The 25,483-nt window shown below is 61.8% G+C and carries 19 protein-coding genes; 13 read left to right on the top strand and 6 right to left on the bottom strand.

Annotated elements, in window-relative coordinates; translation table 11 throughout:
- Positions 1-3,255 (top strand): type I secretion C-terminal target domain-containing protein (locus tag KUV72_RS19495; RefSeq protein ID WP_222239478.1); only part of this gene is annotated, 3,255 nt, incomplete at its 5' end.
- A gap of 246 nt (positions 3,256-3,501) precedes the next feature.
- Here the strand turns inward: KUV72_RS19495 and cobO are convergent.
- A complete protein-coding gene (cobO, locus tag KUV72_RS19490; protein WP_222164328.1) occupies positions 3,502-4,107 on the bottom strand; it encodes a cob(I)yrinic acid a,c-diamide adenosyltransferase in 606 nt (201 codons plus the stop codon).
- 104 nt (positions 4,108-4,211) lie between these two features.
- Positions 4,212-5,696: a RimK family protein gene (locus KUV72_RS19485; protein ID WP_315857955.1), complete on the bottom strand. Its 1,485-nt coding sequence runs from the start codon at positions 5,694-5,696 to the stop codon at positions 4,212-4,214.
- A 243-nt stretch (positions 5,697-5,939) separates the two neighbouring features.
- On the opposite strand from KUV72_RS19485, the gene KUV72_RS19480 reads away from it, so the two are divergent.
- The 4 genes from KUV72_RS19480 (at position 5,940) to pepN (ending at position 10,496) form a co-directional block, all read left to right on the top strand.
- Complete coding sequence (locus KUV72_RS19480; RefSeq protein ID WP_222239477.1) at positions 5,940-6,647, top strand: GNAT family N-acetyltransferase; 708 nt, start codon at positions 5,940-5,942, stop codon at positions 6,645-6,647.
- A gap of 23 nt (positions 6,648-6,670) precedes the next feature.
- A complete protein-coding gene (locus tag KUV72_RS19475) occupies positions 6,671-7,156 on the top strand; it encodes a YajQ family cyclic di-GMP-binding protein (RefSeq protein WP_206944859.1) in 486 nt (161 codons plus the stop codon).
- 240 nt (positions 7,157-7,396) lie between these two features.
- Positions 7,397-7,777: a YbaN family protein gene (locus KUV72_RS19470; protein ID WP_224852175.1), complete on the top strand. Its 381-nt coding sequence runs from the start codon at positions 7,397-7,399 to the stop codon at positions 7,775-7,777.
- Positions 7,778-7,862: 85 nt separating this feature from the next.
- Entirely contained in the window at positions 7,863-10,496 is a 2,634-nt protein-coding gene (pepN, locus tag KUV72_RS19465) for an aminopeptidase N (RefSeq protein ID WP_222239476.1), read from the top strand.
- An 82-nt stretch (positions 10,497-10,578) separates the two neighbouring features.
- Here pepN and KUV72_RS19460 read toward each other — a convergent pair whose 3' ends face one another.
- Positions 10,579-10,866, bottom strand: a complete 288-nt coding sequence (locus KUV72_RS19460) for a hypothetical protein (RefSeq protein ID WP_224852176.1) — start codon at positions 10,864-10,866, stop codon at positions 10,579-10,581.
- Positions 10,867-11,002: 136 nt separating this feature from the next.
- Positions 11,003-12,625, bottom strand: coding sequence for a cation:proton antiporter family protein (locus KUV72_RS19455; protein ID WP_222164331.1), 1,623 nt, complete (start codon positions 12,623-12,625; stop codon positions 11,003-11,005).
- Positions 12,626-12,868: 243 nt separating this feature from the next.
- Between KUV72_RS19455 and yegS the strand changes: the two genes are divergently transcribed.
- Positions 12,869-13,798: a lipid kinase YegS gene (yegS, locus tag KUV72_RS19450; RefSeq protein ID WP_206944855.1), complete on the top strand. Its 930-nt coding sequence runs from the start codon at positions 12,869-12,871 to the stop codon at positions 13,796-13,798.
- A gap of 241 nt (positions 13,799-14,039) precedes the next feature.
- Positions 14,040-14,849, top strand: a complete 810-nt coding sequence (locus KUV72_RS19445; RefSeq protein ID WP_222239475.1) for a hypothetical protein — start codon at positions 14,040-14,042, stop codon at positions 14,847-14,849.
- Positions 14,850-15,021: 172 nt separating this feature from the next.
- Here the strand turns inward: KUV72_RS19445 and KUV72_RS19440 are convergent, their stop codons facing one another.
- Positions 15,022-15,228, bottom strand: coding sequence for a cold-shock protein (locus tag KUV72_RS19440; RefSeq protein ID WP_206944852.1), 207 nt, complete (start codon positions 15,226-15,228; stop codon positions 15,022-15,024).
- Between the two features lie 368 nt (positions 15,229-15,596).
- Between KUV72_RS19440 and KUV72_RS19435 the strand changes: the two genes are divergently transcribed.
- The gene (locus tag KUV72_RS19435) at positions 15,597-16,019 is read left to right on the top strand and encodes an NINE protein (RefSeq protein WP_224852177.1); all 423 of its coding nucleotides are present in this window, start codon (positions 15,597-15,599) and stop codon (positions 16,017-16,019) included.
- A complete protein-coding gene (locus KUV72_RS19430) occupies positions 16,016-16,675 on the top strand; it encodes a LysE family translocator (RefSeq protein ID WP_374107046.1) in 660 nt (219 codons plus the stop codon). The genes KUV72_RS19435 and KUV72_RS19430 overlap by 4 nt, the downstream gene beginning before the upstream one ends.
- 172 nt (positions 16,676-16,847) lie before the next feature.
- On the opposite strand, the gene KUV72_RS19425 is transcribed toward KUV72_RS19430, so the two are convergent.
- Positions 16,848-18,791, bottom strand: a complete 1,944-nt coding sequence (locus KUV72_RS19425) for a transglycosylase SLT domain-containing protein (protein ID WP_222239474.1) — start codon at positions 18,789-18,791, stop codon at positions 16,848-16,850.
- A 68-nt stretch (positions 18,792-18,859) separates the two neighbouring features.
- Between KUV72_RS19425 and KUV72_RS19420 the strand changes: the two genes are divergently transcribed.
- The 4 genes from KUV72_RS19420 to pflB all read left to right on the top strand — a co-directional run bounded on the left by KUV72_RS19420 (position 18,860) and on the right by pflB (position 25,438).
- Positions 18,860-19,396 carry a YkvA family protein gene (locus tag KUV72_RS19420; RefSeq protein WP_315857953.1) on the top strand — a complete coding sequence of 179 codons (537 nt, stop codon included), beginning with the start codon at positions 18,860-18,862 and terminating at the stop codon, positions 19,394-19,396.
- A gap of 232 nt (positions 19,397-19,628) precedes the next feature.
- Positions 19,629-20,627, top strand: coding sequence for a PaaI family thioesterase (locus tag KUV72_RS19940; RefSeq protein ID WP_261317588.1), 999 nt, complete (start codon positions 19,629-19,631; stop codon positions 20,625-20,627).
- 231 nt (positions 20,628-20,858) lie between these two features.
- Positions 20,859-22,763: a molecular chaperone HtpG gene (gene htpG, locus KUV72_RS19405; protein WP_222164335.1), complete on the top strand. Its 1,905-nt coding sequence runs from the start codon at positions 20,859-20,861 to the stop codon at positions 22,761-22,763.
- 398 nt (positions 22,764-23,161) lie between these two features.
- Entirely contained in the window at positions 23,162-25,438 is a 2,277-nt protein-coding gene (pflB, locus tag KUV72_RS19400; RefSeq protein ID WP_222239473.1) for a formate C-acetyltransferase, read from the top strand.
- The last annotated feature ends 45 nt before the right edge of the window (positions 25,439-25,483 follow it).

Below are 25,483 nucleotides of genomic sequence, written 5' to 3'. Positions count from 1 at the left end.
ACCGACGTGGCCGGTGCCGATGGTCCGGTGACCCTGACCAACGCCGCGCTGCAGGATCCGAGCCAGGGCAGCGTGAGCTTCAATGGTGACGGCAGCGTGACCTTTACCCCGGCGACGGGTTTTGAAGGCGACGTGCTGATCGACTACTCCATCACCGATGCCGACGGGGATACCGCGAACGCGACCCTGACCATCACCGTGGACGCTACCCCGGTGGTGGAGGTGAACCCCGAGTCGCCCAATGCGTCTGGCAATAACGAGGTGGACGAGGCCGGTCTGGACGACGGCGGCAGCCAGTCTGCCACCGACCTGGAGACCACCAGCGGCACCATCGCCATCGATACCGGCTCCGACAGCGTGGGCTCGGTGGTGATCAGCGGTGTGGACGTGACCAATGGCGGCACCGTGCAGGGTACCTACGGCACCCTGGTCGTCAGCGTGGTGAATGGGGACTACAGCTATACCTACACCCTGGACGACAACACCACCGACCATAGCAGCCAGGGCACCGGCAGCGACGGTATCCAGGACGTGTTCAGCCTGGTGGTGACCGACTCCGACGGCGACGTCAGCGACCCCGCAGCCTTGACCATCGATATCAAGGATGACGTGCCACAACAGTTCTCGCCGGCGGAGCACGCGCTGGAGGATGGAAGCGGCACCCTGGACTTCGGGCCCAATGCAGGGGCAGACGGGGTCAAGGAGATGGTGTTCGACGCCAGTCTGGACGGCCAGCCGGCGATGGATAGCGCAGGCAACGCTCTGAGAGTCGACGGCAAGCCGCTGACCTATCGACTCAGTGCCGACGGCACCACACTTTATGCCGAGTCTGCGAATGGGGCTGAAGATGGATTTAGCGTGACTCTGGCGCAGACCGGAGACGGCTATACCATCGATGTGGTCGGTGACGTCAGTAATGGCGTCGATGTCGCTGCCGAACTCGAGGACGGCGAGAGCGTGACAGGTGGCTATCTCGCACTGAATCACCTGGATAGTGCCAGTGATAACGACCTGCTGGTGTCCAGCAGCAGCGGAGCCGTGGTCGTCGACGATGGCAAGATCGCCGTCGCCACGGGTGCCAGCGTGCGCTTCGATGCCCTGAAGGACCTTGACGCGGGAACTGGCGGCCCGAGCTGGACCGACCATCAAGGCATGGTCAGCTTCTCCCAGCGGGTGCAGGTGGCAGGCGGCGAAGGTGCCACCACGGCACTGGTCATTGCGGCATTGCTCTACTCGCCCGATGGCAGCGCCGGCAGTGGCGATCCCAGCACCGGATCCAGCGGCTATCTTGCCGTGACGCCCGCCGACATCAAGGTCTTCAACTCCATTGGGGTGGATGTGACCAGCCAGGTCAGCGTGACCGCTGACGGCAACGGCCTGCGCGTAACCGGGTTGAAGGACGGCTGGCAGGTGACGCTGGAAACCGCGAGCGACCGGCCCTTTGAAGCGGTGGAAATCACCGCGGCGGATAGCGGCAGCACCAGCAACGATGACCTGCTGCTTGAGGATGCGTCCTATCGTCTGGGCGGCCCCAGCGACGACTTCGATGTCCAGCTTGGACTGATTGGTCGCGATGGTGATGACGACGAGCTATCCGCTAGCCTGACCTTGCACGGGGATGCCAAGGACAAGCTGCTGGTGGGCGGCAACGGAGAGCAGACCCTGACGGGCGGTGGTGGTGACGATGTGATCATCGGCGATGCGGGTGGCACGCTCAATGAGCCCGCTGGCAACTACAACATCACCCTGATCGTCGACAGCTCTGGCAGTATGGGCAACAGCTCTGGGGTCAACGGCAAGTCGCGCATGCAGCTGGCCAAGGAGGCCCTGCAGAACCTGGTGACCCAGCTCAGCGGCCACGAGGGCACCATCAACCTTCAGATTGTCGACTTCGATAGCGCGGTGGGCAACGGCGACACCATCACCTTCACCAATTTCAGCGCGGCAGACCTGCCGGCGGCGATCGCCTTTATCAATGCCATGATCGCGTCAGGGGGAACCAACTATGAGGATGGCTTCGATGCGGCACGCAACTGGTTGGCCAGCCAGGGCAACGGTTTCACCAATATTGGCTTCTTCCTGACCGATGGTGTGCCGACCTACTACCGTGGCTCCACTGGTGGCCTCGGCGGCAACGGCAGCAACTTTAGCCAGACAGTGATGAACGAGTCCGTCAATGCGTTTGGCGAGTTGGCCTCAGTGGCCCAGGTGGCCGCCATTGGGATCGGCGAGGGCATCAATTCCAATGTGCTGCGCTTCTTTGATAACACCAATACAGTCGGTACGGCATCTACCAACCTGAGCGGCGGTACGAATGATGCCTTTGATGCGCCGGTGGGGCAGCCCCAGATCGTCTTGAGCGGTGGCGATCTTGATGCGGCGCTGCAGGAAGCCGCCGCCAGCCTGCTGCCGGTCGGTGCCGATGCCCTCAGTGGTGGCGGTGGGGACGACATTCTGGTCGCCGACACCTTGAACAGTGATCATCTCGAATGGGTCAACGCGGCCACCGGCGAAACCTTCACCGCGGGCGACCACGACGGCCTGGGTTATGCAGGCCTGTACACCTACCTGACCTGGACACAGGAGAACCCAGGCGGCAGCGGTGTGGCGGATCGCATTGCCGATGCGACTGGGTCGGCCCCCAGCGATGAGGAGATTCGTGCCTACATTCGTGCCGAGATCGACAACCTTGGGGATGGTCGCGACGACGGTGCGGCCAACACCCTGGACGGTGGAGAAGGTGATGATCTGCTGATCGGAGGTGCGGGAGCCGATACGCTGATTGGCGGTGTCGGCAACGATACGCTGATCGGTGGCAAGGGCAACGACACCTTGCAGGGCGGTGACGGTGATGACGTGTTAGCTGGCGGCAAGGGCAACGACATCATTGATCTGGGAAGCGGCGCCGATATCCTGGCCTGGAGCCAGGGTGATGCCGGCACCAACGGCGCCCCGGCCGTCGACACCGTCACTGGTTTCACCGTGGGTGGCTACGGGGTGGACCCAGAAGCGGATCGTCTGGAAGTGGCGGACCTGCTGGATGGTGCCACTGACGCCAGCGTCAACGACTATCTCTTTGCTCAGGAAGATGGCAACGGGAATACGGTGCTGCACGTCAAGAGCAGTGGAGGCATTGCCGCTAATGGCAACGATGCCGATCAGACCATCGTGCTCAATGGCGTCACTATGGGAGGGCAGGACTCCGCCACCTTCCTGCAGCAGATGATCGCCAACGACCAGCTGCAGGTAGAGTGATGCGAGCCGAGGGACGCGTGGCGACAAGACGTCGCCGAGCCGTCAGTCCTCGTCGTTGCAGCGGCGCTTGGTTTCAGCGACGCATAGGTTTCAGCGGCGCATAGGTTTCAGCGGCACGTCGTTTTAGAGGTAGGTAGTAGCTTGAGACAACCGGCCCGGGAGCATGTTCCCGGGCCGGTTGTTTTGCTGCGTGACAGGGAATGCGGTCGGTCTGTCGGCAACAGGGCTACACGATCGGCAGCAGGATCAGAAGTCGATCCCGCGGCGTGCCTTGAGCCCTGCCGCAAAGCCGTGCTTGACTTCCTGCATCTCGGTGACGGTATCGGCCATGGCCACCAGCTCCCGATGGGCGTTGCGCCCGGTGATGATCACGGTCTGTTCTGGCGGGCGGTTGGCAATCGCGGTGCGCACCGTATCGATATCCAGGTAGCCAAACTTGAGCATATAGGTGATCTCGTCGAGCACGACCAGATAGACCTCAGGGTCCGCCAGCATGCGACTGGCCTGTTGCCATACCTCCTGACAGGCCTGGGTGTCCGACTCGCGGTTCTGGGTGTCCCAGGTAAAGCCTGTCGCCATGATAGCCACTTCGAGATTGGCATCCTGCTCAAGCCGTTCGCGTTCGCCACACTCCCAAAGACCCTTGATGAACTGGACGACGCCCACCCGATAGCCGTAGCCCAGCGCGCGAGTCACCGTGCCCCAGGCCGCCGTCGTCTTGCCTTTGCCATTGCCCGTGAAAACCAGCATCAGTCCGCGCTCTTCCTCTGCCGCGGCGACCTTGGCATCGACGTGGCTCTTGAGCTTTTCCATGGCCTTCTTGTGGCGCTCGTTGCGTTGCTGATCGCTCATGCTGGCTCCGATTTTCTGGTCGTGAACGCGCAGGTTAGCCGAGTCGCTCGCTGGCGTCAGCTCGAAGGCCGTCACGCTGGGCCACCACGGCGCCATCGTGACGGTCACGGGTCCTGCTTGCCAGCTTCCATACGCCGAGCAAACACGTCCAGCAGGCGATCGTAGAGGGCATCTCCCAGCACGTTGTCCTCGATACCCGCATCAATATTGGGATTGTCGTTGACCTCGATGACCAGAACTCGCTCGCCGACTTGCTTGAGGTCAACGCCGTAGAGGCCGTTGCCGATCAGTCGGCATGCCTTGAGGGCAGTGCGCAGTACCGCCGCAGGCACATCACTGATCGGATGGCTGGTGAAGCCGCCGCTGCGAGTCCGCGGGCCGGAGTGGTCGTAGATCTGCCAATGTCCACGGGCCATGTAGTAGCGACTGGCAAACAGTGGCTGACCATCGAGCACGCCGATGCGCCAGTCGAAGTCGGTGGGAAGCCATTCCTGCAGCAGCAACAGGTCCGAGCTTTCGAACAGAATGCTGGCCTCCCGGGCCAGGGCCTCTGCCGACGCCACCTTCACCACTCCCTTGGAGAACGCACCATCGGGAACCTTCAGCACCCTTGGAAAACTGAGCTCGCGAGCCTGTTCGATCAGCCGCTCAGCACTGGAGCGGCGCAGCAGAAGCCCTTCGGGCGCTGGCACATTGCGAGTGCGCAGCAGCTCATGCAGGTAGACCTTGTTGGTGCAACGCAGAATATCCTGAGGTGCGTCGATCACCACCAGCCCTTCATGTTCTGCACGCCGGGCCATGCGCCAGGTCGGGTGGTCAAGCGACGTGGTTTCGCGCAGGAACAGCCCGTCGAATTCCGCCAGGCGTGCGCTGTCGCGATGGGTGATCAGCGATACATTGATTCCCTGGCGGCGCCCGGCGCGAATGAAACGCTTGAGCGCACCCTTGTTGCTAGGTGGCAGTCGCTCTTCCGGGTTGACCAGCATGGCCAGGTCAAAACGATAGCGACGCCTGGCCCGTGGGGTGCGCCAGACCTTCAGTGAGTGACGATTCAGGGCGCGGGCAAAGGTGTCCTGCTCGTGCTCCTTGAGTCGCGATAGCGCCAGCGGGCGAAGACGTGCCAGCCGGTAGCTGTGGCCCTGACGCGTCAGGCGCGCTTCCAGCAGCGGGCAGGGCAGGCGCTCGAAAAGTCGCCTGGCGATCTTTGCCAGCGGGGCGGCATCACACTCGCCAAAAAAGATGGTGACGTCGATCGTGTCGCCAAGCTGCTGGCTGGCTGCCACCTTGCCCAGATCCTCCAGCAGCGGTGCCAGGCCTTCGAGCTGCATGTCGGTGGTGGACTTGCGACGCAGCGTGTTGAGGGTATCTACCGTGGGGATCACCCTCGCTCCACGCGCCTGAGCAAGCAACGAGACATAGTAGCCAGTCCCCAGGTAGCCGAGATCCGCGCACAGGTTGATGACCTGTTCGCTGCCGGACGTTGCCGCCGATGCGAGATAGGTCTCGGCATCGATCACATCGTCGCTGGGGTGATAGGGCTGCCAGTCGCGCTGGCGGTCAACCACGATACGCAGTGCGCACATCGTCATGGATCCTCGGGCAGGGGGAAGGGGCGGGGCTCGATCGTTCTGGCAGCCGGCGAGGGAGCAGGAGGAGTGTCTGGTCGAGTGGCGCAAGAATGCACCTGAGCCAGCCGCAAAGCAATATGCTATCTGGGTGAAAAAAATTCATTCATCGACGGCTGACAGCGGGCCTCGGGAGCGACAGAATCGAGCGATATACTCCGTCGTCGCCGACACGGAATTCGTGGCCTTGCATGGAAGTCTTTCTCGATGTCTGTTGTCCTGCGCCCGGCGGTCCCAGCCGATCTCGATGCTCTCGAGTCGCTGGAACGTCGTGGCTTCAGCGGTGATCGTTTCAATCGTCGTCAGCTCAGGTACCTGCTGACCCGCGCCAGGGCAATCACCCTGCTTGCTGTCCCGGCGGAGGCCGGCGACGCTGATGGGGCGGTTCCGCCCGAGGGGAGGTTGCTCGGATACGGCACCCTGTTGCTGCGAAAGGGCAGTCAGACAGCGCGGCTTTACTCGCTTTGCGTGGCACCAGAGGCCCGCGGTGATGGCGTAGGTCGGGCGTTGCTGCTGGCCTTGCAGCAGCAGGCTCGGGCGTCAGGCTGCTCGCGCATGAGCCTTGAGGTGCGTGCCGATAACCGCGTGGCTCTCGGGCTGTATCGACGTGCCGGGTTCCGCCTGGATGCCTGGCTGGACGAGTACTACGAGGATGGCTGCGCCGCCTGGAAAATGATCCTGACGCTGGGCGAACCGCCAGACGCCCCCACTCAGGCGGGGGGAGCAGAAGGGGGACAGGTGGTGAGACAAAGGACGCCTCGAGCCTCGGCGACTGCCTCGGCGACGGCCTTGGCGACGGACTCGGCGAGCGCCTCTTTCCAAGAGCAGACGCAGGATCCGACGGACCCTCAGCACGACGCTGAAGAGGTTGGTCCGCGAGGTGCCTCGCAGGCACCGCTTCCAGTGGTAGACTAGCGCTTTTACCCCTTGGAGTGAGCATGCCCTCTTTCGATATTGTTTCCGAATTTGATCGCCACGAGGCACAGAACGCCGTGGATCAGGCTAACCGAGAGGTCCAGGGGCGCTTCGATTTTCGTGGCGTCGACGCCGGGTTCGAGCTGTCCGACGAGACCGTTGCACTGCATGCCGAGGTGGACTTCCAGCTCCAGCAGATGCTCGACGTTCTGCGCAACAAGCTGATTGCTCGTAGCATCGATCCGCGCACCATGGACGTGCAGGATGCCGAGCTGTCCGGGGTGAAGGCTCGCCAGAACGTCTTGCTCAAGCAAGGCCTGGAGCAGAAGGAAGCCAAGGATATCGTCAAGCGGATCAAGGACTCCAAGCTCAAGGTGCAGGCGCAGATTCAGGGCGACAAGGTGCGCGTCACTGGCAAGAAACGGGATGACCTGCAGAGCGTCATGGCGCTGCTGCGTGGTGACGATGGGCCTGATCTCGCCCTGCAGTTCGATAACTTCCGAGATTGAGCGCAACACCATGGCGAGCAGGGGCGACGGCCTGAGGTCGGCATCCAGGGCATCGGTAGCCTGTCGGGTGTCGATAGCCGCTAAGGTGCCGAGAGGCTCTAAGGTGTCGATAGCCTCGTGCAATTGGCCCCTGCTCGACCGTTGCGGTTCAATGGGAGTCTCAGCGATCAACGGCCGTGTGCGCGGGGCGGTCAACCGCTTTTTCCATCGCACCGTCTGCCGCACCATCGGAGCTTACCCTTGATAACCACCACGCGCCGTGTGGCGTGGCAAATGCTTGCCTGGATCAGCTTCGCCCTTGGCGTCATCGGGGCCTTCGTCCCCCTTATGCCCAGCACCTGCTTCTTGCTGGTGGCGGTGTGGGCGGCATCCAAGGGGTCGCCACGCTTCGCCCGTTGGATACGGGAACACCCGCGCTTCGGCCCCGCGGTGGTGGCGTGGGAAGAATCGGGTGCGATCCCTCGTCATGCCAAGTGGATGGCCCTGGTGATGCTGTCGCTGTCGGTGATCGTGCTGCTGTTCACGGTATCCCTCTGGTGGTTGAAGCTGGGCCTGGTGACGATGCTGGCCGGTATCGCCATCTGGATCTTCACGCGACCCGAGCCCGCGTCCTCGTCCTGAACCGCTCAATGCGCTGCCGGCGCTTTGAGCCTGGCCCCTCCATGCCCGTACAATGGCGACGACTTTTCTGATTGGAGCATCCCCGATGTCCGACCCCCAGCCGATTCATCTCAGCGACTATCTTCCCCCGGCTTACCGTGTCACGCGCACCGAGTTGTCCTTTGATCTGGCGCCTGGCGCGACCCGCGTCGAGGCCAGGCTGCATCTTGAGCGCCATCCTGAGCGCGAGGCCGGCGAAGCGCTGTGGCTGGATGGGGAGCAGCTGTCACTGGTGTCCATCGCTATCGATGGGCGGCCGCTGTCCAATGACGAGTACGAGCTGAGCGACAAGGGGCTGTCCATCGCCAAGGTGCCTGCCTCCTTCGTGCTGGAGACTGACGTCGAGATTGCTCCTGAGGACAACACGGCACTGTCAGGCCTCTATCGCTCCGGGGGCATGTTCTGCACCCAGTGTGAGGCGGAGGGCTTTCGCCGGATCACCTTCTATCCCGATCGCCCAGATGTGATGGCCACCTTCTCCACCACCGTGGTGGGGGATATCACGCGTGAGCCGGTGCTGTTGTCCAACGGCAACCCCGTTGAGCGTGGCGAACTGCCGGATGGGCGTCATTTTGTCACCTGGGAAGACCCGCATCCCAAGCCTGCCTACCTGTTTGCCCTGGTCGCCGGCGACCTCAAGAAGGTGGAAGATCACTTCACCACCATGAGCGGGCGTGACGTCACCCTGCAGATCTGGGTGGAAGAAGAAAACCTCGACAAGACCGAGCACGCCATGGCGTCGTTGAAGCGCTCCATGGCGTGGGACGAGCAGGCCTACGGTCGCGAATATGACCTGGACCTGTTCATGATTGTCGCGGTCAATGATTTCAACATGGGCGCCATGGAGAACAAGGGCCTCAACATCTTCAACTCCGCGGCGGTGCTGACCCATCCGAAGACCGCTACCGACGCCGCTTTCCAGCGCGTCGAGGGTATCGTAGCCCACGAGTACTTCCATAACTGGTCGGGCAACAGGGTGACCTGCCGCGACTGGTTTCAGCTGTCGCTGAAAGAGGGCTTTACCGTCTTCCGTGACCAGTGTTTCTCGGCTGACGTGAACTCTGCGCCGGTCAAGCGTATCGAAGAAGTGTCCTTCTTTCGTACCGCTCAGTTTGCGGAAGATGCGGGTCCCACCGCTCACCCGGTGCGTCCTGAGTCCTACATCGAGATCGGCAACTTCTATACCCTGACCATCTACGAGAAAGGGGCAGAGATTGTGCGGATGCTGTCCAACCTGGTCGGGCCGGAGACCTTCCGCGAGGGATCAGACCTGTACTTCTCCCGGTTTGATGGTCAGGCAGTGACGATCGAAGACTTTGTCGACTGCATGGCGGAAGTGTCCGGTCTGGATCTGGGGCAGTTTATGCGCTGGTACTCCCAGGCGGGCACTCCGGAAATCGATGCCTTTGGCGAGTACGATTACGCCAACTCCCGCTATCGCTTGATCCTGCGTCAGCGTACCCCGTCAACCCCGGGGCAGCCCGACAAGCAGGCGCTGCATATTCCGGTGCGCCTGGGTCTTGTCGGTACCAAGAGCGGCAGAGACCTGAGCATGACGCTTGACGGCGAAACCCTGGGCCGTGACGCCGTCATCCATCTGCGTGAAGACGAACAGGAGTTCATCTTCACCGACATCGAGGAAGCGCCGGTGCCCTCCCTGCTGCGTGGGTTCTCAGCGCCGGTGAAGCTGTCGTTCCCTTACTCGCGGGAGGACCTGGCGTTCCTGATGGCTCATGACAGCGATGGCTTTAATCGCTGGGACGCTGGCCAGCGTCTGACCCTGCTGGCCCTTGACGATCTGATTGCGGCTCATCGCAATGGCGTCGAGAAGGTCATGGACGGGCGCTTGGTCGACGCCTTCCGCGCGCTGATCGAAGAAGGCAACGATGACAAGGCGGTATTGGCGGAGATGCTGCAGCTGCCGAGCGAGGCCTACATTGCGGAGCAGCAGCCGCTGGTGGATGTGGATGCCATCCATGCCGCTCGGATGTTCGTGCAGCAGTCATTGGCTCGGGAGCTTCGCGACGAGCTGATGGCGCTCTACCACGCCAACCAGAGTGATGCTCCCTATGCCCCGACCCCAGAGCAGATCGGGCAGCGGGCGCTCAAGAACGTGGCGTTGTCCTACCTGATGAGCATCGAGGACGAGGCCGCGATCGAGCTTGCCCAGGCACAGTTCGATGCCGACCACAACATGACCGACGTGCGCCACGCACTGACCCTGCTGGTGCACAGCAGTCGTTCGGACATTGCCGACCCGGCCCTCAAGGCCTTTGGCCGTAAGTGGTCCCATGATCCGCTGGTGATGGATCAGTGGTTCAGCCTGCAGGTGACCCGCCCCCAGGCAGACGCTCTGGATCGCGTGCGATACCTGATGGAGCACCCGGCCTTTTCGCTCAAGAACCCAAACAAGGTGCGAGCGTTGATTGGCGCCTTTGCCGGGCAGAATCGGGTCAACTTCCATCGGCTGGACGGGGAAGGATACCGTCTGCTGGCGGAGGTGGTGATCGAGTTGAATCGCCTGAATCCGGAAATCGCGGCACGCATCATCACGCCGCTGACGCGCTGGCAGCGCTTCGACGAGGCGCGCCAGGAGCTGATGCGCACTGAACTCGAGCGGATTCGTCAGGAGACATTGTCGCCCAATGTCTACGAGATCGTGGAGAAGGCGCTGGCCTGACCCCGGACTCGGAAAGATGCCGAGAAAGACGCCGCCCTGTGGGCGGCGTCTTGCGTTGGCGACATCTAAACCGTGTCAGCGGTTACGGCAGCAGCATGCCCAGGGTCAACAGGCCTAGCAGGGCCCACAGCAACGCCGCGACAGCTGAGCGTGCGAGAATCGCCCGCAGGGCTCGCCACAGGAAGAACAGACCCAGCACCAGCAAGGCCAGACTGAAGAACGAGGGAGCGATACCGAGGGAGCGAGACAAGCCATCGATGAAGCCTGCTGCCGCATCATCAAGGCCGGTAAAAAACCCTCCCAGGGTATCGACGACCACCCGTATCAGGGTGCCCAGTGCTTCGCCCAGCCAGGTAAAGAGATCTTCCACCGCCATGCATCCTTGTCATCGATCGTGTACCGCTCCGCAACGCCGGTCGAGGAGGTAAGAGACACGAGTATCCTTGCCATGAGGAGGCGGGGCAACTACCGCTTTAGTGCACCCGCTCCACGCCACCTCGGCTCGGCTAGCCCAGCTGCTGGGTACGCGAGATGATACCGGCTTCCTCGGCGGCACTGTCTGCCAGGGCACGGCCCGCTTCGTCGTAGACATGGTAGACCGCATGGGCGCCAAGCTCGCGGATGGTATCGATCTCTTCCAGGTATTCCACCACCGCGGTGATCTTTCCGGGAAAGTGGCGGCTTCTCAGCTGCTTCAGGGCGAACAGGTTACCCGCATGATGGGGCATGGCCAGCACGACCAGCTCGACCTGCGAAGACATCAGCATCTTGTCCCAGAAATCGGAGTCTACCGCGTCGCCTTCGACGATATTGAAGCCCTTTTCGGCCAGGGTCTTCACGCTTTTCGGGTTGGAGTCCACCCCGAGTACCTTCAGCCCGTACTCCTTTGTCAGACGCCGGTACACGCTGCGACCGATGCGACCCATCCCCAGCACTACCGCCTCGGCATCTCCGACTTCGATGGGCCTGTCACTGGGTGACAGCGCCGATTCATCGACCTTGGGCAGGCGCGGCTCGAGCCATTGGTAGAGGCGTTCGCTGAAGGCATTGAGGATGGCTGAAGCGACGAAGCTCAGTGCTACCGCCAGGGACACCACCACCAGCCACTCTGGCGCAAGCCAGCCACTGGACACTGCGATGGCGCCCACGATCAAGCCAAATTCCGAATAGTTGCTGAGGCTCAGCGTCGCCAGTACGGATGTGCGGTGGCGCATGCCAAAGCGCATCAGTATGAGTTGATAGAGCAGACTCTTGAGCGGCAGCAGCACCACCAGCAGCATCGCCAGCCCCAGCAGAGACCAGCTAGGCAGGGCGGTAAGACCGATGCTCAGGAAGAACCCGACCAGCAGCAGTTCCTTGATGTTGAACATGGACCGCGACAATGTCTGGGCGGCGGGGTGGGGCGCCAGCAGCATGCCGATGATCAGCGCGCCCAGATCGCCCTTGACCCCGACCGCCTCGAACAGCCCGTAGCCCAGTACCAGCGCCATGACGACGCCGCACAGCATCTGCATCTCGCCGTGGCCCATACGATCCAGCAATTTACGCAGCAGCGGCGCAAGGGGAATCAGAGCGAATAGTCCAAGCGCCCAGGGACTGGGCAACTTGCCGGTGGATGCCGTGAGAAAAATCACCGCAAACAGGTCCTGCATGATCAGGATGCCGATGGCCAGGCGGCCGTAAGCCGCCTGGGTTTCACTGCGTTTCTCCAGCACCTTGACGACGAACACCGTACTGGAAAAAGACATGGCGAAGGCCAGCACCAGCAGCGTCGTCAGATCCAGGCCCGCCAGCAATCCGTTGGGAGATGCCAGCCAGCCCAGGGTGACAATGCCCTTCAGGAGCCCCAAGATGACAACAAAAAGTACCACTGAGGCCAGCATATGCAGGCTGGCGCCGCCCCAGACGTCTGGGCGCAGCAGGGTCCTGACGTTGAGTTTCAGCCCGATGGTGAACAGCATCAAGGTCACCCCCAGGTGCGCCACCAGCGTGAGCACAGGCGTTTCATCGTAGCCGAGCACGTTGAGAAGAAAGCCGCCGGCGAGAAAACCGACCAAGGGTGGTAGTCTGAGGGCCATGGCGGCCAGGCCGGACAAGAAGGCGGTCAGCACAAAAATAGGTTCAATCATGCAGGCACTCGGTCAGAAGGGGCTGATAGTGACGACAATTGTAAGGGATGCGTTGTCAGCATGGTGGCGGATATGTGCGTGTTGATGCCACATTGATGCATGTCCCCCTCTGCGAGCTAAAATGCGACTGCGGTGCCAAGTCAAGATAAACGGTGGCTGGGGCGTTGCCCTGTCCACGTGGAGAGCAAACCGCACCAGGATGTGCGATTTACATGAACCCCTTGTGAAGAAGGAACTGTCAGGATGACCCAGCCGCCGGGCACCAATCGGCTGATCCTTAATGGACAATCATCGCAGCTGCCGGAGGTCCGCAGTGCGGTGTTTGCGTGCCGGCGCGGGGGACTCGATGTGGATGTTCGCGTCACCTGGGAGAAAGGAGACGGCGAGCGTCAGGCCACCCAGGCCGGTCGCGATGGCGTCAAGCGAGTGATCGCAGGGGGCGGCGATGGCACCGTACATGAAGTCGTCAATGGTCTGATGCAGTTACCCCGCAAGGACCGTCCCGAGTTGGCCATCATGCCCTTAGGTAGCGCCAACGACCTGGCCAAGTCATTGGGCTTGCCTTTGGGTCAGGCCGCGTCACTGGATGCGGCATGCCGCTTGCCCAGCCGCTGGATCGATATCCCGCGTCTCAACGACCGTTACTTTATCAACATGGCCACCGGCGGGTTCGGCGCGGAAATTACCACGTCCACCCCCCGGCCGCTGAAAAGGCTGATGGGTGGCGGCGCCTACTCGGTATTTGGTGCCTTCAAGGCCTGGCGCTATCAGCTCTATCAGGGGCACCTGGCCTGGGACGGTGGCGAGAGTCGTGCGGGCATCTTTCTGCTGGGAATCGGCAATGGCATCCAGGCCGGAGGAGGCCAGCAGCTGACCCCGGCAGCTCGGCTGGATGACGGACTTTTCGATGTGCTGCTGGTGCGGGACTTTCGCTCTCTGCGACAGCTCAAGGCCATGATGAGTGAGCTACGTGCGCGGCCCTATCACGGTCAATATGTCGATGCCTTTCGCAGTGCCTGGCTGCGCTTCGAGGCGGATGGGGAGGCACGTTTGCCTCTGACGCTGGACGGCGAGGCCTGCTACCAGCAGGCCTTTGAAGCCCAGGTCATGCCATTGGCGCTGCGACTGACCATGCCGGACAGCTGTCGCATGGCATCACCACGTGGCGAGTAGCCTTGATGTAGCTGGTATTGATGTAGCTGGTATTGATGTAGCTGGCATTGATGTAGAGAGCCCAGATGTGACCAGCATTCAGTGAGCCGTCCCGCGGCGAGGGGCGGCGGTTGGTCGGTCAGCGTTGCACCTCATCAGCGCCTTTGCTGCAATATTTGTGAACGTTTGCGGTCCAAGGTGACATCGGTGGGTGTTGCCCGCAGTCGTATCAACAGGAGCCACATGACATGGAGAGAAGACAATGGCAGTGACCCCGCGAGTGGCGGTGGCCGTGGTGGCCCTCAGCATCCCGCTGTGGTTGAGCGGGTGTGAGGGTGAAGACCCAGAGGCGACGACTCAGACCAGCAGTGCGGAAACTGTGGCTGGTGAGGACTCCTCGTCAGCGCCTGAGGCGGCAACAGATGAAGCGCCAGGCGATACGCTGGCGTCTCAAGGGGACAGTGCCGTGGATACGGCGTCTGAGGGTGATGCATCGCAACGCCCTGAACCGGCAGAAGACGATGCGTCCAGCAATGCTGCTGCAGGCTCCGATATGCCTGAGGGTGCCAGCGTGGAGCTGGGCAGCAGCGCAACCGATACCCTGCAGTCCGAGCAGGCCGTGCCTGGTGAGGCCAGCCGTTCCGACGTTGACGCTATCCTCGAGGAAACCGAGCGCCGGTTTGAAGAGGCCAGCCGCAAGATCGATGAAGCGTATCAGCAAGCGGAGGCGTCGGCCCCGGATAGCTCCGGTACGGAAGCGTCAGGCGTCGATGCTTCGGCGCCTGAGCCCACCAGTGCCGTCGATGACAGCGGCGATGGGGCGGCCAGCGCTTCACCGCTGGCAGATGGTGATGGGCAAGGCGGCGCCAGCAGTGCGCCTGGCAATGACTCCAGCGAGGTCGATGCCATCCTGCAAGAGACCGAGCGGCGTTTCGAAGAGGCCAGCCGCAAGATCGATGAGACGTTTGAAGAGGCCGAACGACAGGTGCCGGAGACGACCCCTGTCGAGACCAGCGGGAGCGGCCCCACCTACAAGGTGGACGTCAACGCTGAAGGCGAGATCGAGCAGTAGTCGCCCGTACCGTAGCCTCCGAGCTCATACGCTCATAAGAAAGGCCCACCTCGCGGTGGGCCTTTCCGTTACGACGCCGGGTCCAATCCATCATGCTGACAGGTTGTTCCGATGTCGCGGTACTGCATCGCGGGAACAGCGTTCCCGCGTCAAGATGTGACTTGCACGAAGCTTAGTCAGCGATCTTGATGTTGGAGGCCTGAAGGCCTTTCTTGCCCTGGGTCACTTCGAAGGAGACCTTCTGGCCGTCCTGCAGGGACTTGAAGCCTTCAGCCTGAATCTCGGAGAAGTGGGCGAACAGGTCGTCACCGCCGTCGTCCGGAGAGATGAAGCCGTAGCCCTTAGTGTCGTTGAACCACTTGACAGTGCCAGTTGCCATTGTCGATTTCCTTAACTCGCTAAATGATGGTGCTGGTGCAGCCACAGGGGAGCTTTTCTCCCATCATGTGGTCTGAACCCTAGTGCGTGGGCATGACAAGAAAGAAGGGCGCATTGCGTGTTTCGACAATAGATTGTTCGAACTACCACTGACGACGTTTCCACTTGCTGTCCTACGCTGCGACTCAATCAGCACATTCTCGACGTGTTTGAGAGACACCGCTGGAACGGTTTCTTCAGACAAGCGAGAATGGCCTACCTCGACCCGCCAAGTTACTGTAGATCGAAAGGTCTGCAGCGTCCAGCGGCACGCGTGTTATGGCGTGACGACGGACCTGACGACAGGGATTCAACGTAAAAGGAATCTGCATGACTGCTCCTGCGATGTACAACGACGACACCCATTCCAAGGTAGTGGGCTACCTGCTGTGGTTGTTCGGTTTTCTCGGTGCGCACCGGTTCTATTACGGCAAACCGGTGACGGGAACCATCTGGTTCTTGACGCTTGGCCTATTCTTCATTGGGTGGATCATTGATCTGTTCTTGATTCCGAGCATGGATCGGGAGGCGGATCTGCGCTTTCGCGGTGGACCGACCAACTACACGGTTGCCTGGGTGCTGCTGACCTTCCTTGGCGTGTTTGGTCTTCACCGCTTCTACATGGGCAAATGGGTGACCGGAATCATCTATCTGCTGACTGGCGGCCTGTTTCTGGTTGGCATTCTGTATGACTTCTGGACCCTGAACGACCAGATTTCTCTCAAGCACGCCGAGAACCCCGGAGCACAATGACCATGGCGGAGTGGATGGACGGGCAATTGCTGGCGTTTGTCGTGGCGATCACGCTGCTGAGCGTGACGCCCGGCATCGATACGCTGTTGGTGATTCGAAATACGGCGCGGGGCGGCCTGCGTGATGGTGTGCTTACCAGCATGGGGATCTGCTCTGGTCTGTTTGTCCACGCCACGGTTTCGGCCCTGGGTGTGTCACTGATTCTGCTGCAGTCGGCGTGGGCCTTCTCTGCGCTGAAGCTGGTGGGCGCTGCCTATCTGGCGTGGCTCGGAGTGGCTAGCTTGCGTCAAGCCTGGAAGGGCGGCGGCCTGGAGGTGGCGGCGGTCAGCGGCACCTCGCGGCAAGCGGTTCCGATGTGGCGCCCCCTGCGGGAAGGGCTTCTGTCCAATGTGTTGAACCCCAAGACCGTCGTGTTCTACATGGCCTTTCTGCCGCAGTTCATCGCGCCCACGGATCCCGCCTTGCTCAAGTCGCTGTGGCTGGCGGGCATCCACTTCATCATCGCGAACGTCTGGCAGATTCTGGTCGCGGTGCTGGTGGGAAGCGCCAGCCACTGGCTGGCACGGCCCGCGTTCTCCCGGGTGCTCAATGGCTTGACCGGGGGCGTGCTGGTGGCGTTTGGTATCAAGTTGGCGCTGACCAGGGCGCCGGCGTAAGGCCGCGCCGAATAGGCGGCCGCCCGGTCGATTCCTGCGCTGAAGGCGTTCGGCTTGCGCTAGCGCAAGGTGGCAGCGTAGAGAGACATGGCAAACAAACAGGGTAACGAAAGCCCCGGTCCAAGTGGACCGGGGCTTTTCTGTGGGGAGGTAACGGTACGCCTATGCTGTCTCAGCGCCTGACCATGCCCGCATCGTAGCGTGCCGTCTTCTCTGCCGGCGTCAGCACCTGCACGCCCTGGGTCGACCCCTTGGCAAGGCTCTCGAACACCACGCGGTATTCGAGTACGGCGCGCACATAGCGACGCGTTTCCTTGAACGGGATTTCTTCGACGAAAAGATCAAACTCGCCAGGCGACCGCGCCAGCCAGTTGTCGACCCGGTGGGGCCCCGCGTTGTAGGCAGCCGCCGCCGCAATGCGGTTGCCCGAGTAGCGAGCGATCATATCCCGGATATAGGTGCTGCCGAGGCGAATATTGGTGGCGGGATCCAGCACCCCATAGGGCCCAGGGTCGCCGATCCCCACCTGCCGTCCGACCAGTGCGGCGGTACCCGGCATCAGCTGCATCAGACCACGGGCGCCTGCCGGCGACAGCGCCTCAGGGTTGTAGGCACTCTCGCGTCGGGCAATGCCCATCAACAGGTAGGGATCCACCGCATTGGCCTGGCCCCAGCGCTGGAAGTCAGCGCGATAGGCTTCCGGAAAACGCCATGGCAGGGCGTCCAGCATCTTGCCGACGATGGTGGTCTGCACCAGGCGCACGTGCCAGCCCCTGGAGGCGGCATAGTCAGCCAGGCGCCGCGCATCGGCGGGGCTGGCCTTGCGCACCGCGTGGTACCACTCCAGGTTCGCCAGTCCCTCCTGCCCGACGCGCAGCAGGGCTTCCGTGCGGCGCACCGTGGGCCAGTTCGCGACCTGAGAACGTTCCGCATCGCTGGAGTGGTGGCTTTCCATATTGAGGTTGTAGGGCTGCCCCAGGCGGTCCGCTGCGACGAAACCGAAGAAGTCTCGCTGCCCGGCTGCGCGAGTAAAGGCTGCCTGTGCGGCGGTCTGCTGGCCGCGCAGAGTCAGCGCACGTCCAAGCCAGTATTGCCAGCGGGCCTTGCCTTGCACCTCCGCGGGCATGGCGGCGACCGTGCGTTCCAGCGCCCCCCAGTCGCGGTCACGGATGGCCAGGCGCGCCCTGAGTTCAAAGACTTCGGCATCCTGCTGCGCCGGCAAGGCGCCATCGATCCAGCCAAGCAGTTCGCGCTGGTCACGCCGTAGGGCGTGATACATGATCTCGCGCTCGAGGGACTGGCGCGCTTGCGCGGACAGGTTCACCCGTGTCGATACCTGTTGCCAGCCGCTGAGGGCAGAGGCCGCCGACGTTTCCGCACCAGCGATGACGGCGGCACGCACAAAGTCCTCTGTGCCGGCGCAGTTCGGCCCGACACAGCTGCCTACGCTGGCCAGACGGGAGGGGCTGATATCCACGCTTTGTTGTGCAGCTACTGCACTGCTCCAGGCCGGCCCGAGCTGGCGGCCGAGATAGCTGACCAACCCGTCTTCGCCGTTTTCCCAAGCCAGCATCATGCGCTGGAAGATCTCCAGGTCGCCGATGTCGCCCCTGGCCCGTAGCGTCGAGAATAGCGTGTCGCAGGCATCTGGCTGGGAGCTGCCGACGTTCCACAGCTCGCGTCCCCCTTGTGCGGCCTGGGAGGGGTTCTGGCCGAGTTGAGCGGTGTAGTAGTAACACTGCTCTGCCGTGGTCGCCGGAACGCCGTTGGCCACGGCGAGCAGGTCGCCGTAGCGACCGGCACGGCCATAGCGCAGGATGGCCTGTTCGCGCATCCAGTCACCGAGGGGAGCGTCGGCATTGGCGGAGATGTAGCCCAGCACCTCCTGGGGGGAGGCGTTGGGCAGACGGTCGCGCAGGCGATAGTACGCCACGTAGCCCTCGAGTTCGTGACCACGTATGGCTGCGTCGTTGATCTGCTGGAAGTTACCGCTGCGAGCAGCTTCCAGGGCACTGCGCATGGCGCCATCGCTGGCCTGGGCAGAGGCCAGCGACGGTGTACAAAGGGCCGTCGCGGCCAGCAGTGGCGCTAGGCGGCGAAACAGGGCGAATGGCATTGAGACCCTCCTGGTCCTGAGGTGAAGACACGATTGCCTGGGCGCGCCTGAGTGCGCCTGGAGGCTCCATGGTGACCGAACATGGGAAGCTTGAACAGTCATGTTATCTGACGCTGAAGCTTGACCCAGAACAGGTCCGCCTCCATGTTGACAGTGTCGAGGCCGAAGCCCAGGACATCGTCCCCAAAGGCCGGCTGCTGTCACCGCTGCAGGCGTTTGACGAGACCTGCATCCAGGAGGTTGTTGAGATGTCCCTGTTTGACCGTGTCCCTGTGATAGGACGTCTTTCCCAGCGTTCGAGAGCCTTCAAGCACATCTTGAGGGCCTTGAAGCTGTTCATTCCGATGCTCCAGGATGTGCTCGGCGGACGTTATCGCCCAGTGCCTTGGTCCGCCTTTGGCTGGATGGCGGCGGCCTTGGCCTACCTGGTGTCTCCGTTGGATCTTGTTCCGGACGTGCTGCTGCTGTTTGGTCTCGTCGATGACGTGGTCATTGTCGGGTGGTTGCTGACCAAGGTGGACGCGAGTCTGGCAGATTATCGGGCCTGGCGCGGCGACGTCGAAGAGGACGCGCAGCGGCAAGAGCGGGATATCAGTGATCTGTAGTCTGCCCGGTTGACCCGTCGGCGTCGGCAACGCTGAGCGGTGGTGGAATGCCCTGCCGCCGCCAGGCCCACTGTGCTTGGGTAAGTCTTCATAGATACGTCTTCATAGATAAGTCGTCATAGGTAAGTCGTCATAGGTAACTAGACCCATCGTTCATAGGTAAAAAGGCGAATGGTGGACCTGGAGGGTTCTGACTAGGCTGTCAGTCAAACGTTTGACTATGGCGCTCGTCATGTCCGCACAAGAAGATGCTTTCGCTTCACCTTCCTTTTCGCTGTGGCGCCAGGCTCTTCAGCGATTTGTCGATGTCATTCCGCACACCCACATGCTGGAAATGCAGGTCACCTCGGTGGACGAGGAGGGCGTTACGCTGTATCTGCCCTGGCATCCGCTGTTGTCGGGAGATCGCCAACGAGGGCTAGTGCACACGGGTGTCCTCAGCATGCTGCTTGACACCGCCTGTGGCGCGTCCGTGCTGACCGCGTTGCCCCAGCCCGAGGTATGCCCGACCCTGGACCTGCATATCAGCCACCGCCGCCCCGGTATCGAGGAATTGCCGCTGTGGGTCAAGGCCAGAGCCGATGCGGTATCGTCCAGTGTCGTGTTCACCGAGGCTCAGGCATGGCAGCAGGATGGACAGCCACTGGCCCGAGCGAGCGGGCATTTCGCCAGGCTAGGACCCCGCAACACGCCTCCTGGATTTGCCGATGCCATGTTTGCCGGTCTCGCGGAGTCGGATGAATCGCCGGCTGTACCACCGACCCCGGTGATGGCGGCCCGTGGCAGCAGCGTTGCCCTGGATCCACTGCTGTTAGAGGCGGGCATCAACGATGATAACCTCGCCCCCTGGATAGCGCAGATACCTTACGCAGGGCAGCTCGGGGTGTCGGCCTGTCGCGACGATGAGGGGCTCTGTTTTGCGCTGGAGGCGCGGTCTTCCAATATCGGTAACCCCATGCTGCCTGCGCTTCACGGTGGTGTTGTGGCGGCATTCATGGAAACGGCTGCGGCCCTGCATACGCTCAGCCAGTCCCGCCAGCCACGCCTCCCTCGGTTGGTCAATGTGACCGTGGACTACCTGGCACCCGCTGCGGTGAAACCGACCCGTGCCCGCTGTCGCCTGGTACGCGAGGGGCGTCGTATGGTCAATGTGGACACATGGGCGTGGCAGGATGACGAAGCGACACCCATCGCCCGTGCGCGCATGAGCTATGTGTTAGATCCCGCCTAGCGTGTGCTGAATCCTGAAGCGTATGTGCCGGAACCAGCGCCAAGGGGTGCGCTGCGGGCTTGAAAAGACAGCGTCTAGCCCCATATCGATGATCAATTGAAGATCGTACGGCGTTGAGCGAGCGCCGACAGGGGATGCTCTGACGCCTCGCTACCCGCGTCGCACACTCTGGAACGCCAGTGCCCCGGCACTGGTCCGGAAAACGCTATGTCGAAAGGGGTTCGACCTACCATGACCACCGCTACTCACGAAGAAACCCTGGGCTTTCAGACCGAGGTCAAGCAGCTTCTCAACTTGATGATCCACTCGCTGTATTCCAACCGCGAGATCTTTCTTCGGGAGCTGATTTCCAACGCAGCGGATGCCTGCGACAAGCTCCGTTATGCCGCCCTGGACAACGACGCCCTGTATGAAGGCGACAGCGAACTGCGTGTCGAGATCGAGCACGACAGTGACGCCAAGACGGTGACGATTCGTGACAACGGTATCGGCATGAATCGCGACGATGTGATCGCCAACCTCGGCACGATCGCCAAGAGCGGCACCGCGGAGTTCCTGAATCAGCTATCCGGCGAGCAGCAGAAGGACGCCAAGCTGATCGGCCAGTTCGGTGTCGGGTTCTACTCGGGCTTTATCGTCGCTGACGAGATCACGGTGCGCACGCGCAAGGCGGGAGACGCAGCGGATGCGGGCGTCGAGTGGCGTTCGAAGGGCGAAGGTGAGTTTGTGGTGGCCGAGCTTGAGCGCGAGAAGCACGGTACCGAGATCATCCTGCACCTGAAGGATGATGCCAGCGAGTTCGCCGATGACTATCGCCTGCAGAGTCTGGTGCGCAAGTACTCCGACCACATCGAAGTGCCGGTGAAAATGCCGCGCACGGAAAAGGCGACCGACGACGAAGGCAATGAGGTCGACGGTAGTGAGGTCACCACCTGGGAGACCATCAACGAGGCGACAGCGCTGTGGGTTCGTCCCAAGGGCGAGGTGTCGGATGATGAGTACAAGGCCTTCTACAAGCATGTGGCTCATGATTTCTCCGACCCACTGGCCTGGAGCCATAACAAGGTCGAAGGCAACCTGGAGTACACCAGCCTGCTGTACGTGCCGGGCCGTGCTCCCTTCGACCTGTACGAGCGTGATGGCGCCCGTGGGGTGAAACTGTATGTGCAGCGTGTGTTCATCATGGACGACGCTGAGCAGTTCCTGCCGCTTTACCTGCGCTTCATCAAGGGCGTGCTGGATACCCGCGACCTGTCGCTGAACGTGTCCCGCGAACTGCTGCAGCAGGATCCCAAGGTCGACAAGATCAAGTCCGCGCTGACCAAGCGTGCGCTGGACATGCTGAAGAAGCTGTCGAAGGACAAGGAGGCCTATCAGAGCTTCTGGAACACCTTTGGCGCCGTGTTGAAGGAAGGCCCGGCGGAAGACTTCGCCAACCGCGACAAGATCAGTGGCCTGCTGCGCTTCTCCAGTACTCACACCGACAGCGCCACCCAGGACCAGTCACTGGCCGACTATGTCGAGCGGATGAAAGAGGGTCAGGACAAGATCTATTACATCGTCGCCGACGGCTTCAATGCGACCAAGAATAGCCCCCATCTGGAGATCTTCCGCAAGAAGGGTATCGAGGTACTGCTGCTGCACGACCGGATCGATGAGTGGCTGATGAGCCACCTTACCGAGTTCGATGGCAAGAAGCTGGTCGATGTGGCCAAGGGCGACCTTGATCTTGGTGATGTCGAGAACGAGGAAGAGAAGAAGGCTCAGGAGGAGACCGCCAAGGCCAAGGAAGACCTGGTCAAGCGGGTGAAAGAGGCGCTGGGAGACGAGGTCCAGGAGGTCAAGGTCACCCATCGCCTGACGGATTCTCCTGCCTGTGTGGTCCTGCCTGAGCACGAGATGGGCTTCCAGATGCGCCGCATCATGGAAGCGGCGGGCCAGAGCCTGCCGGAGGTCAAGCCGATCCTCGAACTCAACCCGGAGCATGCGCTCGTCGCGCGTCTCGAAGCGGCCGGCGACGAGGGCTTTGCCGATCTCGCCAGGATTCTGCTTGATCAGGCGATTATCGCCGAGGGCGGCCATCTCGATGATCCCGCTGCCTACGTCAAGCGTCTGAATGCCTTGCTCAGCGCCTGACAACAGGCCGGCAGATTGATCGGCGTACCTCTGGGTACATAGCGCCATCGTTGCGCCAGGGCGGCGCCACCTTCGGGTGGCGTCGCCTTTTTATGGCGCGCTCTGCTCGCTGACCCTCCCGCCTGTTTATCCTCCCTGATGCGCTAAATCGCCAGTTGCGCCGCGACCTTATTGGACGCTGATACGGGTCAAGTCCGGGCTGTCCCTCTACTGCTAAAGTCGAATGGTCCCGCTGGGTCAGAGGTTGTCTCGCCCAGCAAGAGCGCTGCATCCACGTCACCATCGAAGTGACGACCGCGCTGCCACTGATCTTCAAGCTTTGCTGCCCCCTCCGATGGATAGAGGGGCGCAGTGAATCTGCACTAGTTTCGTATTTCCTTTTGTTGAGGGGCAAGTTGATGAAAGAGCAATTCGCACAGGCGTGGGAAGGGTTCGCGGGCACCGCGTGGAAAGAGGGGGTCAACGTACGCGACTTCCTGCTGGCCAACGTGACGCCCTATGAAGGCGACGAGCATTTTCTGGTGGCAGAGCCCGCCACGAGCACCCGCGCACTGTGGGACCGGGTCATGGAGGGCATCAAGCAGGAGAATGCCACCCACGCGCCGCTGGACTTCGACACCTCGCTGGTGTCCTCCATCACCGCCCATGACGCCGGCTACATCGATGCGTCTCTCGAGACCATTGTCGGTCTGCAGACCGAGGCACCCTTGAAGCGGGCCATCATGCCCAATGGTGGGATCAAGATGGTGGAAGGGTCCTGTCAGGCCTACGGCCGCGAGCTGGATCCGCAGGTGAAGAAGATCTTCACCGAGTTTCGCAAGACCCATAACCAGGGCGTGTTCGATGTCTACACCCCGGACATCCTCAAGTGTCGCAAGTCCGGCGTGCTGACAGGACTGCCAGATGCCTACGGACGCGGCCGCATCATCGGTGACTATCGCCGGGTCGCGCTTTACGGTGTCGACTTCCTGATGGCCGACAAACAGGCCCAGTTTGCTTCTCTGCAGTCACGCTTTGAACAGGGCGATGATCTGGAGGCGGTCATTCAGCTGCGCGAAGAGGTCGCCGAGCAGTATCGTGCGCTGGACCAGCTGAAAGAGATGGCGGCCAAGTACGGCTTCGATATCTCGGTGCCGGCCACCACGGCTCAGGAAGCCATTCAGTGGACCTACTTCGGCTACCTGGCTGCGGTGAAGTCCCAGAATGGCGCGGCCATGTCGCTGGGGCGTACTTCCAGCTTCCTCGATATCTACCTGGAGCGCGATCTGAGCCAGGGAGTTATCGATGAAGTGGGGGCCCAGGAGCTGGTCGACCACTTCATCATGAAGCTGCGCATGGTGCGCTTCCTGCGCACGCCTGAGTACGACGAACTGTTTTCCGGCGACCCCATCTGGGCGACCGAGTGCCTGGGGGGCATGGCCCAGGACGGACGCACGCTGGTCACCCGTACCAGCTTCCGTTTCCTCAACAGTCTGTACACCATGGGCCCAAGTCCAGAGCCCAACCTGACCGTGCTGTGGTCAGAGCAGCTGCCAGAGGGGTTCAAGCGCTACTGCGCCAAGGTGTCTATCGACACCTCGTCGATCCAGTACGAGAACGACGATCTGATGCGCCAGGACTTTGCCTCCGATGACTACGCGATAGCCTGCTGCGTGTCTCCCATGGTGATCGGCAAGCAGATGCAGTTCTTCGGCGCTCGCGCCAACCTGGCCAAGACGCTGCTGTACACGATCAACGGCGGCGTCGATGAGAAGCTCAAGATTCAGGTGGGGCCAAAGAGCGAGCCGATCCGTGATGAGGTGCTGGACTTCGATGACGTCTGGCAGCGCATGGATGGTCTGATGGACTGGCTGGCACGGCAATACGTCACCGCGCTGAATGCCATCCACTACATGCACGACAAGTACAGTTACGAAGCGGCCCTGATGGCGCTGCATGATCTTGACGTCAAGCGCACCATGGCCTGCGGTATCGCCGGGCTATCGGTGGCGGCGGACTCACTGTCCGCGATCAAGTATGCCACCGTGCGCCCAGTGCGCGACGAAGACGGTGTGGCGGTGGACTTCAAGATCGACGGTGACTACCCGTGTTTTGGCAATAACGATGCACGGGTTGATGATATCGCCTGTCAGCTGGTGGAAGTCTTCATGAACAAGATTCGCCAGCTCAAGACCTACCGTGGCGCCGAGCCTACCCAGTCTGTGCTGACCATCACCTCCAATGTGGTCTACGGCAAGAAAACAGGGACTACGCCGGACGGGCGTCGCGCCGGCGAGCCTTTCGCGCCGGGAGCAAACCCGATGCATGGACGTGACACCAAAGGAGCCGTGGCGTCGCTGACGTCGGTGGGCAAGCTGCCCTATGCCCACGCCAAGGATGGTATCTCGTACACCTTCTCGATCGTGCCCAAGGCGCTGGGCAAGGACGAAGGCACGCAGCGTGGCAATCTGGCCGGCTTGATGGACGGCTATTTCCACCACAGTGATCGCCAGGAAGGTGGCCAACACCTGAACGTCAACGTGCTCAACCGCGAGATGCTGGAAGACGCCGTGATCCATCCTGACAAGTACCCGCAGTTGACGATTCGGGTGTCCGGCTACGCGGTGCGCTTCAACTCGCTCACCGCAGAGCAGCAGCGGGACGTGATCAGCCGTACCTTCACCGAGACGCTCTAGGGCGCACTGCCCAAGACTCGCCCTGAGGCCGCGACAGCGGCCTCC

This window comes from Halomonas sp. DP4Y7-1 (assembly GCF_019800705.1).
Taxonomy (GTDB): Bacteria; Pseudomonadota; Gammaproteobacteria; order Pseudomonadales; family Halomonadaceae; genus Halomonas; species Halomonas litopenaei_A.
The sequence above is the reverse complement of the archived record's forward strand: the minus strand, read 5'-3'. Positions and strand labels throughout refer to the sequence as shown.